This window comes from Acinetobacter sp. UBA1297, from assembly GCF_002307755.1.
GTDB lineage: Bacteria > Pseudomonadota > Gammaproteobacteria > Pseudomonadales > Moraxellaceae > Acinetobacter > Acinetobacter radioresistens.
In genome coordinates this window covers 273,077-285,984 of record NZ_DBUF01000028.1, presented here as the reverse complement: position 1 = coordinate 285,984, position 12,908 = coordinate 273,077, and the positions used below count along the sequence as shown (strand labels likewise).

Genomic DNA, 12,908 nt, shown 5'->3' with positions numbered 1-12,908 from the left:
AAACGCGGGTCTAAGCGCTATACTTCATCAAAATCAATACGCACGGTCTCAAAACGTACCCGCCCGTCACGGATTGCCTGAGCAATTGCCTGCTGGCCTTTGGTTAAGCGTGCATTTCCACTTTTAATATCAATCAGCACTACTTCAATTTCATCTGCTCGGCCTTCGCCATCACGAAAGTCGGTATAGCCATCAAATACTACATAATCCACCGGGTCCCCTAAAAATTTGGCATCGCTCGGCAAATACTGGAACTCAGGCAGGATTGGAGCCAGCTGTTCGGCCATTTTGCCCTTAAGGACTGCACGGCTAGTGTTTACACTGCGCTTTTGTGCATGAGTCAGTGCCTTCTGGTGTTCACGTTCTAGCTCGGCAATATACTGTTCATATTCTGCCTTGATTCGTCCATTACGTGTATTTGACAAAATGAAAGAGGCAAGTACCACACCGATGCAGGCACCAATCAGCATGGCCATCCAGATTGACATATATATTCCTCATATTTCATGTGCATAGTAATGTATAGAGTCCTACAACTTTTGTCATGTGTCACATTTCTCACATAAAAAGCTGCTAAGCTAGGGTAGAGATAGATCATTATACTAAAGTGAATGAAAACAATATTGATTGCCAACCAGAAAGGGGGCTGTGGAAAAACCATTGCAGCAATCACTTTAGCCACGGCACTCTCCCAAAAAGGTTATCGGGTCGGGCTGGCAGATGCAGATCACCAGAAGTCAGCCTTACAATGGTTGAAGCTACGACCTGGAACAGCCACGCCAATTATTGCTCTAGACTGGCGAAAAGAAAAACAGATCGGTGAAGCTCCCGCAGACCTGGACTATTTAATTATTGATGCGCCCGGTGCATTACGTGGAGAACATGCTGAACAGCTGATCCGTGAAAGCCAGCATATTATTGTTCCGCTTCAACCTTCTTTTTTTGATATTGACAGTACCCGGCGTTTTTTAAAACATCTCCAAGAGATCAGGCGGATACAAAAAGGCAAGGTAAAAATTCTGCTGCTGGCAAACCGGATCAAGTCACCAAAAAGTAATCAGCAGGATATGCAGAGCTTTTTTCAAAAAGTTGGACAGGAACCTGTAGCCTGGATCGCAGAACGTTCAGCTTATGCCCAACAGGCCATGCAGGGGTTGGCTATATTTGATAAATATCAGAAAAATCTGCTGGTTTTACAAGCTCAGTGGCAACCGGTTCTGGATAGTATTATTGAAGATCCAACCGAGTGGTTCTGATTTTTGAGCTGCTATCCGCTCTTTTTATATCGTGTAATTTATTCACGGACCTACACCCGGCATTCATTTCCCCGGTGAGTATTTTCGGTTAATATGATTAATCGGCTATCAAAGATCAGAGAAATCAGTGCAACAATATGCTCCAACCCTACAGCGGGTTTTGTTATTTGGACTGTTTTTTATATTGGTATTTTTGGGCTTCCATGTGCTCAAATACTTTATTGTACCGGTCCTTTGGGCAGCAATTATCGCCTATATGACCTGGCCACTTTATCTGTCTATCCAGCGGATGTGCGGCCAGCGTTCAAGTATCAGTGCGTCTGTCATGATTGTTCTGATTATTCTGGTCATTGGTATTCCCCTGACCTTTGCTATTTTCATTTTGCAGCACGAAGGCCGTAACCTGTATTACGAGCTGCAACGCCAGATTTTTTCCGGTCATGTTTCTGTACCTGATTTTATACGCGAGTTACCTATCATTGGCAAAGAAGTTACCCGGACCTTAAAAGAGCTAAATACTGACCCGCAGTCCATTACCCAAAATGTAGCTGCCTGGATCCAAGGTCATTTAGGTTATGGCCGTTTCGTCCTGAATGAAATTAGCAAAAATATTATTAAACTCTGTTTTGCGATCATGTCCTTATTCTTTTTTTACCGTGACGGACAGACTATTCTAAGACAGGTCAGCACAGCCATGGAAAAAGTGATTGGGCCACGTATCCATCATTATATGGACACTATTTCAGAAACTACCCGTGCCGTAGTTTATGGTGTAGGTCTAACTGCAATTGCTCAGGCAATCCTAGCTGGCTTAAGTTATGTAGTGGCGGGGGTGCCTAATCCGATGGTCCTGACTATTGCAACTTTCTTGCTGGCATTAATTCCATTTGGTACACCGGTCGCCTATGGCTCGGTTGCTCTCTGGCTATTTTCACAGGGGCAGACGGTAGAAGCCATTGGTGTATTTGCATGGGGTGTCTGTATTGTCAGTACATCAGATAATGTTATTCGACCACTGGTAATCTCTGGTGCGACTCAAATTCCTTTCCTGCTTATCATGTTTGGGGTTCTAGGTGGAGTCGCCAGTTTTGGCCTGGTCGGTCTATTCATTGGTCCGGTAATCTTAGCCGTAATACTGGCAATCTGGCGTGAATGGCTGCATGAAACCACTGAACCCGAGCCTGTACCGGATGCTTCTTTGGCCTATGAAATCTTAAATGATGAAGAGCCGCCGAAATCACCGTAAATGATTAAAGTTAATAAACTTATACAAGACCATACTTAATGCTGATTGTGTATTGAACAGTGCTTTGCTTGAATTGGACTGCACAATAATCACAATCAGGATGCACTGTATGTTTCCCTCCCTATTTAAAGTTAGCGCGCTTTGTGCACTGACTGCGGCGGTATCGGTAGGTTGTACTACCATGGATCATCACAATTCAGCCAAACAGCAGACCGTTACTGTGCATGCTGTTTCACCTGAAGGTGTAGGTAGTAAAATCGGTACAGTTACCTTTCATGACAGTCCTCAGGGGCTTATAGTCATGACCAATCTGTCTAGTCTGCCTTCAGGTCAGCATGGCTTCCATATCCATGAACGTGGCTCATGCGAACCAGCGATGAAAGACGGAAAAATGACTGCCGCCCAGGCTGCTGGCGGACATTTTAACCCGACAGGTACAGGTCATGGTACTCCAACCACTGGTCATCTGGGGGACCTGCCCGCTCTTACGGTAGATTCCAACGGGAAAGCTAACCAGACCTTGCTAGCACCGCGTCTGACCTTGAGCCAGATCCAGGGACTTTCGGTCATGGTACATGCAGGTGGTGATAACTATTCAGATCACCCTAAACCGCTTGGTGGTGGTGGTGAGCGCATTGCCTGTGGTGTAATTAAATAGAATATAGCTCCTATAAAAAAAATGTGGACATCTCAACAGATGTCCACATTTTTTATTGCCTACTTAATGGGTATTTAATTCAGATCCTGCTGCTGACGCTGCTGCATCACTTTATTTAAAAGCATCCGTGGAAATGTAAACCAGAGCGCAATCAGTACAAGACATGCCAGACTGTATCCCAATAAATGAAACTGCTCGTAAAGCATACGAACCAGCTCGATAATAATGAAAAAACTGAACATCAATAGCATTGATACTGCGGCTGCAACTGTTCCCTTAGAAACCTGTGATGACATCAGGGCAAACCGGTAAAGGACAGAAAAGCTGAGTCCCTCTCCAAAGCTGATCAAGGTCATTCCAATGATCAGACTCCACAAAAAATATGCTGGCCAGATCACGCCCAGAAGCAGGATAAAAGTACCGAATAGCATAATAGGCAGACCTATAATTACTGTTTTTCCTAATGCCAGCTTGTCGATCACTTTAATCAGTACAATATTGCCCAGGATCAGACCGCCAAGTACCGGAAACTGTGCCATGCCATATTGCAGACTGCTGAGTCCAAGTTCTTCGACCAGCATGACTGGAGAGAGTGCAATCCATAACATCAGCGGCATGCTGACCATTGGTAAAGCGAGTGTCAAGCCTAAAAAATGTTTATCCTGATAAACCTTTTTGAAATCATAAAGAATATAGCTGATCGGCTGTTTAGGAATACTCTGCTTATACTCCGGCATTTTAGCTTTCAGACCAAACCAGCTTAAAAATGCCAGCAGGGCAATACCGATAAAACCCCAGTGCCAAGAAACATGGTCAATTAAAAAAGCACCTAAAATAGGGCCAAGCAAAGGTGCCAGCAAGGAGATATTGGCCATGAGTGCCATGACCTTAATCGCGTCACGCTCTTCAAAAGTTTCCTGAATAGCAGCATAGCCTACTGCGGTAATTACCGTCAGGCCAATGCCCTGTAAAAAACGCAGGGCCAGGAAAGTTTCAATACGTTGCGTCAATAAAATCAGCAGGCAGCACACTACAAAGAATAATACTCCAGAGAGTAGAACTTTTTTGCGGCCAAGACGGTCTGAAAGTGGCCCTAAAAGCCATGCAACACAGGCGCCACCCAATAGATAAAATGACATTGAAGAAGGTGCCCAGCTACTGCTGACTCCGAAGTCTCTAGTAATAGCAAGCATTGCCGGCTGGACCAGATCATTGCCGATATACACTGAAAATTCGAACAGGACCAAAGCCAATGGGAACATGAGCGTAGCGCGGCTCAATGTGGTGGTTTGAATATTTTGCATTGTTATCTACATATCTTTATCGGCTTGTAAGGCTGAGTATCATTTTTAGGGAGATAAACGTCAGCCCAATGACAAGCACTAAGTATTCAAAAATTAAGTTTTAGAAAATGCGCTTGAGAGCAGCGACTTAGAACACTGTATTCACAAAGTGTCTAGCAAGATAAAAATAATGATGTGAGATTTTATGACTTCACCAAGTACACCCACTTGGTCAAGTCAGTATAGTCTAACAGAGAATAATCTTAAATACTGTGAATTTTACAGCCGCAGAATTTATGTGTAGCAGTCTTCTTTTAAGAAAAAGAAATAATTATATTTTTTACAGTGATCCACCCATTACAGAAAATAAGGCTATATCGAGCAGATCCACTTTTAGCCGAATTATCCCTATACATCAGTTATATATTTTCAGGGACACTGAGCAGCCTGAAAAGACTTGGTATTTTTACCACGCCTGCACTGGTATGAGCGTTGGGTATTTACCAGTTTCCAGTTATTTTCAATATGTTTGAAACTATAAATAGTACGAACAGAACGGACCGAATCATCTTTTAAGCCAGTTTCAGTAACCTTTACCTGAGCTGCTGTTGGACGCTCAATATTATTAAAAAACTGGCGTATTTCTACTGTAGCAAGATCTTTGAGCAGCTCGGGACGCTCCTGTAAAACTTGCTGTATAGGTGTATCAGACTTAAAGTTCATGAGCTTGCTGGTTGTAGCGCAGCCACTCATCACGCCCAGTAACAGCGAAGATAAAATAAAAACTCTTAACATTGCATATTCCCCTTCAGCAAAAAAAGCGTAGCCATTGTGCTACGCTTTTTTTGTTTACACTATTAAAGCTATGTAGCCTTAAAGATCAAACAGTTTGCCCGGATTCATAATACCATTCGGATCAAATACTTTTTTAAGTGCCTTCATATATTCAATCTCTTCAGCAGAACGGCTATAGTCGAGATAAGGCTTTTTGGTCATTCCAACCCCATGCTCGGCAGAAATTGAGCCATCATATTTTTTCACGGTCTCAAATACATATTTGTTAACGACTTGGCATTTGGCAAAGAACTCGTCTTTACTCAGATTTTCAGGTTTTAAAATATTCAGGTGCAGATTGCCATCGCCAATATGCCCAAACCAGCAGATTTCAAAATCTGGATAATTGGCCTGAACAATTGCATCAATTTCCTTAATAAACGCCGGTACATGCGTGATCAATACTGAAATATCATTTTTATAGGGAGTAAATGGAGCAATTGACTCGGAAATATCTTCACGCAGACGCCATAGATTTTGTGCCTGGTCCAGAGTCTGACTCATCACACCATCAAGTACCCAGCCCTGCTCCATGCAATGTTCAAAGATTTCCATTGCCTTATCCATGATTGGCTCATAAGGTGCTTCAAACTCAAGCAGAACATAAAATGGGCACTGGCTTTCAAATGGACGCTGTACATGACCATGGGCTAGCACTTTCTGCATTGCCAGTTCACCAAAGAACTCAAATGCTGTCAGATCGATCTTGCTCTGGAACGCATGCAGAATAGGCATGATCGCATCAAAATCTGGCACACCCAGTACCATGACCTGTAAGTCTTGTGGCTGACGTTCCAGCTTGATTTCAGCTTCAGTTACCAGCCCCAATGTACCTTCTCCACCAATAAACAGATGTTGCAAGGCATACCCGGTTGCATTTTTAATCATACCTTTGTTCAGGCGTAAAATATCACCTTTACCAGTTACTACAGTCAGGCCCAACACCCAGTTACGAGTCATGCCATATTTAATAACCTTAATACCGCCTGCATTGGTACCGATATTGCCGCCAATTTGAGATGAACCTGAAGAAGCAAAATCAACCGGATAGTACATCCCCTGTTCTTCTGCATAAGACTGCAACTGCTCGGTTACAATACCCGCCTGTACCCGTACCATCCGGTCTGCCGGAAAAAATTCCAGTACCTGGTTCATTTTATCCAAGCTCACCACGATTTCACCATTGGCTGCTACTGCTCCAGCAGAGAGCCCGGTACGCCCCCCTGAAGGGGTAATCGCAATATTAAACTGATTGGCCAGCTTGACGACTTGCTGAACCTGCTCTGTACTGGATGGAAAAACGATGACTGACGGGTTAGGTTCAAAATGCTTGGTATAGTCCCTGCCCCAGGCATCCAGACTGGCAGCATCGGTTTTAATACGGTTTTCCCCAACAATTGCAGAAAGTTGGGTCAATAATTCAGGTGCTAAAGTAACTGGAGCATTCATCGTTTTGCGGACCTAGCAAGAAATAGATTAGAAGTGCGGCACTATAGAAGCTTCATTTCCAATAGAATTTAAAGAAAACCAATCTAATCATGAAATAGAAGCACTGCTTTGGACAAGATGAAAAAACCGTGAAATTTTTTCATTTCGGTATTAAAAGCGCTTACATTTTACCCCTAAGTCAGGTCGGGATAAAGCATGCTAAAAATATACTGTCACAACACCATATATATAAATACAGCAGGTTTTCAGGTTATGTTTGGCATGCTGGCGTTTTATAAAACCAGCCTAGCGACCATAAAGCAGGAAAATATCCACTGAGGCAGTCATAAAGCAAATGTCTATAGGGCGACCAATATGTTATCATACTGCCACTAAATTTGGCCTTTGTAGCGGAGCGGTAATGAGCCAACACCTTTCACTTCCTAAAGATAAAATTCGTTTCTTGTTGCTAGAAGGCGTTCACCAAAACGCGATCGACACTTTAAATGCTGCAGGTTATACCAACATTGACTATCGCAAGACTGCGCTTGAAGGCGAAGCGCTCAAGGAAGCGATCAGAGATGCCCACTTTATCGGTATACGTTCTCGCACGCAGTTGACCGAAGAGATTTTCCAAGCAGCCAACAAGCTTATCGCGGTTGGCTGTTTTTGTATCGGTACCAACCAGGTTGACCTAAAAGCAGCAATGGAACGTGGTATTCCGGTATTTAATGCACCTTATTCAAATACCCGTTCTGTAGCAGAGCTGGTACTGGCAGAAACCATTCTGCTGCTTCGTGGTGTGCCTGAGAAATCTGCTTCCTGTCATCGTGGTGGCTGGAATAAATCTGCCAACGGTTCATTTGAAACACGTGGCAAAACTTTAGGTATTGTGGGTTACGGCTCAATTGGTTCACAGCTCTCTGTTCTGGCTGAAAGCCTGGGCATGCAAGTTATTTATTATGATGTAGTAACTAAACTGCCTATGGGTAATGCCCGTCAGATAGGCTCTTTAGATGAGTTGCTTGCAACTGCTGATGTAGTGTCTCTACATGTACCAGACGTTCCATCTACCCGTAATTTCTTTACAAAAGAACAGCTTGCAAAAATGAAGCCGGGTTCAATCTTCTTAAATGCAGCACGCGGTACCTGTGTAGTGATTGAAGATCTAGCCGATGCTATTAAATCTGGCCATATTGCTGGCGCTGCTGTGGACGTATTCCCGAAAGAGCCAAAAGCAAATGGGGAAGAGTTCGTCTCTCCACTGCGTGGTCTTGATAATGTGATCCTGACACCACATGTTGGTGGCTCTACCATGGAAGCACAGGCAAATATCGGTTTGGAAGTAGCTGAAAAATTTGTGGCCTATTCTGATAAAGGTATGACACTTTCTGCAGTTAATTTCCCGGAAATTGCCTTACCGCTGACCGAAGGCAAACACCGTCTGCTACACATTCACAAGAACATGCCTGGCGTACTTTCAAAAATCAATACTTTGTTTGCCGAGCATAATATTAATATCTCGGGCCAGTCATTAATGACTAAAGGTGACGTAGGTTATCTGGTGATGGATGTAGATGCTTCCGCATCTCAAGAAGCACTCGATACTCTGCATCAAGTAGAAGGTACAATCCGCGTTCGTGTACTGTTCTGATCCGTACAAATACTGACAAAGCCACAACCGTGAGGTTGTGGCTTTTTCTTTGTGCCAGTCCTATAGTGAACCTGATATTATCCTTTTGATTAATCCAATCTTTTTTCATGCTTAATATAAAACAGGCACCGCATTTACAAGCTCTTTTGCTTCTTATACTGGCAATGCTTTCAGTACAGGGTAGCGGATCATTTGCCAAAGTACTGATCAGTGAGTTTCCGGTCATTACTGTAGCAGCACTGCGTTTAATGTTTAGTGCACTCATTCTGGCTGCAGTGTTTCAAATCTGGAAAATTAATCTCAGGAATATCCGCTGGAAAGCCATCTTGAGTTATGGACTGGCACTAGCTGGCATGAACTTGCTGTTTTATTTATCTATAGCCCGGTTACCATTAGGGATTGCAGTCGCTTTTGAGTTTATTGGCCCTTTGAGTGTAGCTCTGTTTTTTGCCCGTCAGCGCTATGATTTTATCTGGATCGGCCTTGCGGTATTAGGCCTTTTATTACTTCTACCCTTAAATGAAACGCAGCAGTCACTTGATCTGTTAGGTGTAGCTTATGCATTAGGAGCCGGCGCCTGTTGGGCTGTCTATATTATTGCCGGGCAAAAACCTTCGGGTATTTCAGGGAATCATACGGTCTGCCTGGGCATGATGGTCGGCACATGCTGTTTGCTTCCAGCCGCTTTACTGTTTACACCCGCCACTCTTAGCGCATTTGAATTACCTCATATAGGTTCTTTTATTGTCCTTGCCATACTGGCCAGTGCCTTGCCTTTTTCTCTAGAAATGATTGCACTACGTAATCTGACTGCACTTAGCTTTGGTACTTTAATGAGTCTGGAACCTGCGATTGCTGCATTTTCAGGTTTTTTATTTCTGGGTGAACAGCTGCTCTGGAGCCAGTGGCTCGCATTGGCAACTATTATTGCTGCTTCAATTGGCTGTACAGTAACAACTCAACGCGCGCGCCTGCGCGCCCAAGCTAAAGATTCTTCGGCTTCTTCAAACTAGGTATTTTTTCTCAGCTCTATTTATCCGGGCTTTGGTTATAATAGACTCTATCTCTTTCTTTATGATCTGGGTAAATGCTCTGATCACGCGCGCCTATGTCAAACTCATCTTTGCTTGCTGTGCTATTCATGGTTTTATCCATGATTTCCTATCAGATCAGTGCATCCTTTGCCAAACAGCTTTTTTCAGTTCTGGATCCGCTGACTGTAACTATTTTAAGGCTATGTTTTGCCGCTGTACTCGTAACTCTCATGTTTCGTTCCTGGCGCATCATTTCAAGACTGCCTTATTTACGGTGGCGTGATCTGCTCTGCTATAGCGCATCACTTGGCCTGATGAATATTCTGTTTTATCTGTCACTAGATAAACTTCCTCAAGGTATTGCAGTTGGGCTGGAGTTTGCAGGACCGCTAGGCTTGGCTTTATTGTCGGTCAAATACCGTAGCGACTACATCTGGGTATTACTGGCTATTATTGGAATTGTACTGATGGTGCCTTGGGGCAGTGCCAATGCCGAGAATTTTTCAGTATTTGGAGCTGCCTGTGCACTGGGGGCCGGCTTCTGCTGGGCAATTTATATTTATTTTGGTCAAAAAGTAGTACAGCAAAATATTGGAATGCATGCATTGACGATTGCCATTATTATCTCGGCACTGGCACTCTTGCCTATCGGATTATATCAGGATGCTCCTGCACTAGTGCAAACCCAGCATTGGGGTAAAGTACTTATGGTTGCCTTATTGGCTACCGCTATACCTTATGCACTGGATCTGCTGGCACTGAAAAGCCTGAGTAAACTTAGCTATGGTACCCTCTCCAGTCTCTCGCCTGCACTGGCTGCGCTGGCTGGCATGGTCCTGTTAAAAGAACAGATTAATACCTGGCAGTGGGTCGCGCTTGGCTGCATTATGCTTGCCTCAGTTGGTGTAACGGTAGGAACCAGCAAACGTTCACGCCAACCGGTCACCGATTTCTAAAAGCCCAATAAACTAAAAAAGATGGCTCTTGCCATCTTTTTCTGATACTACAGCATGGTTTTACTGATTTCCTTATAGTGTTCATATTCGTTCAGATATTGTTTTGCCAATACAGTTTTTTGCTGCTCATCCAGAATTTTACCGGCCTGCTGAAAAAAACGGTGTTCTTCTTCAGTCAGATGGTGATGAACCGTCTCAGTCAGTTTTTTTGCCAGTGCCAGCCAGCCTGTATTACTCATATCCAGCTCGGTGAGCTCTTCAACCATTTCATCCATTTCATGATGTTCAGCCAAAGCATGGCGAGTAATACCCAGACCGGAATCAGTCATCATTAAGGGAATATAAAAAAAGCGGTCTTCAGCCACTTCATGAGCGAACAGCTCGTTTTTAAGTGCTTGAAATATACTACGGCGCTCTGGAGAGTCTCCATGGGTTTTTAAAAGCTGGTCAGCAAGATCGCGCTGGCGTTCATGGCTCTCGCGCAATGCTTCAAATATATTCATACTGCTCCCCTTTCACTAAAATATTCATTGGCTAAGGTGATGATGCAACCCGTACAAAATATTTCCAGTTGGATATAATTTTATTAGAGTCTTATCTTTAATGTTTGTTTATATTAGCTTTTTTGCAGGCTTCACTTTGTCTTTAAAAAACCGTGTTTTTGTATCAGCTTGTATTCGCTGTGCTTTTTTATTTTACATGAAGCCTGCTGTTACCATCTGATAGGTCAGGCGTATAATCAGAATGCTCACCAGAATTAAAAATAAAATCCGGATAAGGCCACTTCCATACTTTAAAGCCAACCGAACCCCCATTAAAGACCCGAAAATATTGGCCAATGTCATACCTAAACCAATACCAAACAGAACATGACCAGTTGGAATAAAAAAACTTAAAGCTGCCAGATTGGTCATTAAATTACCAATTTTAGACAGTGCAGAAGCATGTAAAAAATCAACGCTTAAAAACCGGATGAAGAAGAAGATAAAGAAGCTACCCGTACCAGGGCCAAAAATACCATCATAGAATCCGATTAAAATACTGCCGAGTGCCGCCATTAACAAGAAACTGGAGTTAACCGGACGTTCAGTATGCACCTGGCCGAACTGCTTTTTCATGAAAGTATATACCGCCATGATGATCAGCATAAGTAGTACCAGTGGACGTAATACAGAAACCGGAATCATCGATACACAGGCGGCCCCGATAAAACTGCTGACAAATGCACAGCTGGCAATGACCACCAGTAACTTCCAGACAAAACGCACCCGTCTGGCGTAGGAAAATGCAGCTGAAGCAGTACCTGCGATTGACGCCAGCTTGTTAGTCCCGAAAATTGTTGCTGGGGGCAAATGCGGGAAAGTTCCCATCAGTGCTGGAATCTGGATCAGGCCACCGCCTCCAACAGCAGCATCAATCAGGCCAGCACAAAAGGCAAAAAAAACCAGACTGATAATAATTTCGATATCCATATCCAGATCTATCCTTAATGTTTAATATTGCAGTAAATCAGAGATTCAGCACCCTTTTTGGTACCAGCCGTTTCTTATCAGTAATTTCTGCCAGACCCAGACATTTTTCACCGTCAAATACCAGCACTTGGGTCTCTGCTATATGCTCGATATTACTTTCCATACCCCGGCTAAAATACTCGCTTCGTCCTTCTGGTACCTGTATTTTAGGAAAATGGTCAACCGGCGCATAAACTGGTAATAATAGTGCCTCACGTTCAGCTTCATTCAGACTTTCCAAATATTCGATGGTATAGCTAGGAATCAGGTCGAAAGGCCCTGTTTTTATACGGTGCAGATAAGTCAGATGGCCATAACTCCCGAGCGCCTGAGCAATATCTTCCCCCAGTACACGAATATAAGTTCCTTTAGAGCAGGTTATATCCAGCGTAATACTCTGCGCCGTAAATGACAGTAATTCAATCGCATAAATACTCACTGGCCGTGCTTCACGTTCAATTTCAATACCTTTACGTGCCAGCTCATATAAGGGACGACCCTCTTTTTTTAAAGCCGAATACATCGGCGGCACCTGCTCGATATTACCTTTAAACTGGGCCAGTACCTGCCGGATTCTCTCTTCGTCCAGTTCGGGTATCTCGGCCTGTAAAAGTATTTCACCTTCGACATCACCAGTAGTCGTACTGTGCCCAAGCTGTATAGTGGTCTGATAACGTTTGGTTGAATCAAGCAGGTAATGCGAAAACTTGGTGGCTTCACCCAGACAAATGGGTAACAGGCCTGAAGCCAAAGGGTCGAGTGCCCCAGTGTGCCCGGCTTTTTCAGCACGATACAGCCAACGTACCTTTTGCAATGCTGCATTTGAACTGATCCCCAGCGGTTTATTCAATAAAAAAACCCCGTTAACCGGGCGGCGCTGAATCTTGGATGAGGATCGTTTCATGAGAAAAATCAGATTAGAGTAAGTGCCGTCATGTTATCAATCTGTTCCCACCTTTTACAACTTTTCTATAGGTTCCAGAATATTTTATGGCATATTGAACCCGATTCTAAAAATTAAAATAAATAGAACAGCATTACAGGTGCA

General features: G+C 43.6%; 13 protein-coding genes. 6 read left to right on the top strand and 7 right to left on the bottom strand.

Annotation, left to right across the window (positions count from 1 at the left end; genetic code table 11):
• Positions 1-17: 17 nt before the first annotated feature.
• Entirely contained in the window at positions 18-488 is a 471-nt protein-coding gene (locus B3R63_RS13310; RefSeq protein ID WP_286731826.1) for a Holliday junction resolvase-like protein, read from the bottom strand.
• Between the two features lie 123 nt (positions 489-611).
• Between B3R63_RS13310 and B3R63_RS13305 the strand changes: the two genes are divergently transcribed.
• From B3R63_RS13305 to sodC, 3 genes are all read left to right on the top strand, one after another.
• Positions 612-1,256, top strand: a complete 645-nt coding sequence (locus B3R63_RS13305) for a ParA family protein (RefSeq protein ID WP_034671866.1) — start codon at positions 612-614, stop codon at positions 1,254-1,256.
• A 127-nt stretch (positions 1,257-1,383) separates the two neighbouring features.
• Positions 1,384-2,502 (top strand): AI-2E family transporter, encoded by a 1,119-nt coding sequence (locus tag B3R63_RS13300; RefSeq protein WP_005024339.1) that lies wholly within the window; start codon positions 1,384-1,386, stop codon positions 2,500-2,502.
• Positions 2,503-2,611: 109 nt separating this feature from the next.
• The gene (gene sodC, locus B3R63_RS13295; RefSeq protein ID WP_005018214.1) at positions 2,612-3,160 is read left to right on the top strand and encodes a superoxide dismutase family protein; all 549 of its coding nucleotides are present in this window, start codon (positions 2,612-2,614) and stop codon (positions 3,158-3,160) included.
• A 74-nt stretch (positions 3,161-3,234) separates the two neighbouring features.
• Here the strand turns inward: sodC and B3R63_RS13290 are convergent, their stop codons facing one another.
• The 3 genes from B3R63_RS13290 to B3R63_RS13280 form a co-directional block, all read right to left on the bottom strand.
• Positions 3,235-4,464 (bottom strand): MFS transporter, encoded by a 1,230-nt coding sequence (locus tag B3R63_RS13290; RefSeq protein ID WP_034669866.1) that lies wholly within the window; start codon positions 4,462-4,464, stop codon positions 3,235-3,237.
• A 408-nt stretch (positions 4,465-4,872) separates the two neighbouring features.
• On the bottom strand, positions 4,873-5,238 hold the full coding sequence (locus B3R63_RS13285) for a hypothetical protein (protein ID WP_286731820.1): 366 nt from the start codon (positions 5,236-5,238) through the stop codon (positions 4,873-4,875).
• A 78-nt stretch (positions 5,239-5,316) separates the two neighbouring features.
• Positions 5,317-6,726 carry an FAD-binding oxidoreductase gene (locus tag B3R63_RS13280; protein ID WP_075040494.1) on the bottom strand — a complete coding sequence of 470 codons (1,410 nt, stop codon included), beginning with the start codon at positions 6,724-6,726 and terminating at the stop codon, positions 5,317-5,319.
• A 400-nt stretch (positions 6,727-7,126) separates the two neighbouring features.
• On the opposite strand from B3R63_RS13280, the gene serA reads away from it, so the two are divergent.
• The 3 genes from serA (at position 7,127) to B3R63_RS13265 (ending at position 10,349) form a co-directional block, all read left to right on the top strand.
• Positions 7,127-8,359 (top strand): phosphoglycerate dehydrogenase, encoded by a 1,233-nt coding sequence (gene serA / locus B3R63_RS13275; protein ID WP_286731816.1) that lies wholly within the window; start codon positions 7,127-7,129, stop codon positions 8,357-8,359.
• A gap of 107 nt (positions 8,360-8,466) precedes the next feature.
• Positions 8,467-9,372, top strand: coding sequence for an EamA family transporter (locus B3R63_RS13270; protein ID WP_111282459.1), 906 nt, complete (start codon positions 8,467-8,469; stop codon positions 9,370-9,372).
• Between the two features lie 95 nt (positions 9,373-9,467).
• Entirely contained in the window at positions 9,468-10,349 is an 882-nt protein-coding gene (locus B3R63_RS13265; protein WP_026056639.1) for an EamA family transporter, read from the top strand.
• Positions 10,350-10,396: 47 nt separating this feature from the next.
• Here B3R63_RS13265 and B3R63_RS13260 read toward each other — a convergent pair whose 3' ends face one another.
• From B3R63_RS13260 to truB, 3 genes are all read right to left on the bottom strand, one after another.
• On the bottom strand, positions 10,397-10,852 hold the full coding sequence (locus B3R63_RS13260; protein ID WP_151984571.1) for a hemerythrin domain-containing protein: 456 nt from the start codon (positions 10,850-10,852) through the stop codon (positions 10,397-10,399).
• Positions 10,853-11,044: 192 nt separating this feature from the next.
• The gene (locus B3R63_RS13255; RefSeq protein ID WP_286731811.1) at positions 11,045-11,821 is read right to left on the bottom strand and encodes a sulfite exporter TauE/SafE family protein; all 777 of its coding nucleotides are present in this window, start codon (positions 11,819-11,821) and stop codon (positions 11,045-11,047) included.
• 37 nt (positions 11,822-11,858) lie between these two features.
• Positions 11,859-12,764, bottom strand: coding sequence for a tRNA pseudouridine(55) synthase TruB (gene truB, locus B3R63_RS13250; RefSeq protein ID WP_026056638.1), 906 nt, complete (start codon positions 12,762-12,764; stop codon positions 11,859-11,861).
• Between the last annotated feature and the right edge of the window lie 144 nt (positions 12,765-12,908).

What these genes read in the sequence shown, in the direction of transcription:
- B3R63_RS13310 (WP_286731826.1), bottom strand. Translation starts at nt 488, where the DNA reads ATGTCAATCTGGATGGCCATGCTGATTGGTGCCTGCATCGGTGTGGTA.
- B3R63_RS13305 (WP_034671866.1), top strand. Translation starts at nt 612, where the DNA reads ATGAAAACAATATTGATTGCCAACCAGAAAGGGGGCTGTGGAAAAACC.
- sodC (WP_005018214.1), top strand. Translation starts at nt 2,612, where the DNA reads ATGTTTCCCTCCCTATTTAAAGTTAGCGCGCTTTGTGCACTGACTGCG.
- B3R63_RS13290 (WP_034669866.1), bottom strand. Translation starts at nt 4,464, where the DNA reads ATGCAAAATATTCAAACCACCACATTGAGCCGCGCTACGCTCATGTTC.
- B3R63_RS13285 (WP_286731820.1), bottom strand. Translation starts at nt 5,238, where the DNA reads ATGTTAAGAGTTTTTATTTTATCTTCGCTGTTACTGGGCGTGATGAGT.
- B3R63_RS13280 (WP_075040494.1), bottom strand. Translation starts at nt 6,726, where the DNA reads ATGAATGCTCCAGTTACTTTAGCACCTGAATTATTGACCCAACTTTCT.
- serA (WP_286731816.1), top strand. Translation starts at nt 7,127, where the DNA reads ATGAGCCAACACCTTTCACTTCCTAAAGATAAAATTCGTTTCTTGTTG.
- B3R63_RS13270 (WP_111282459.1), top strand. Translation starts at nt 8,467, where the DNA reads ATGCTTAATATAAAACAGGCACCGCATTTACAAGCTCTTTTGCTTCTT.
- B3R63_RS13265 (WP_026056639.1), top strand. Translation starts at nt 9,468, where the DNA reads ATGTCAAACTCATCTTTGCTTGCTGTGCTATTCATGGTTTTATCCATG.
- B3R63_RS13260 (WP_151984571.1), bottom strand. Translation starts at nt 10,852, where the DNA reads ATGAATATATTTGAAGCATTGCGCGAGAGCCATGAACGCCAGCGCGAT.
- B3R63_RS13255 (WP_286731811.1), bottom strand. Translation starts at nt 11,821, where the DNA reads ATGGATATCGAAATTATTATCAGTCTGGTTTTTTTTGCCTTTTGTGCT.
- truB (WP_026056638.1), bottom strand. Translation starts at nt 12,764, where the DNA reads ATGAAACGATCCTCATCCAAGATTCAGCGCCGCCCGGTTAACGGGGTT.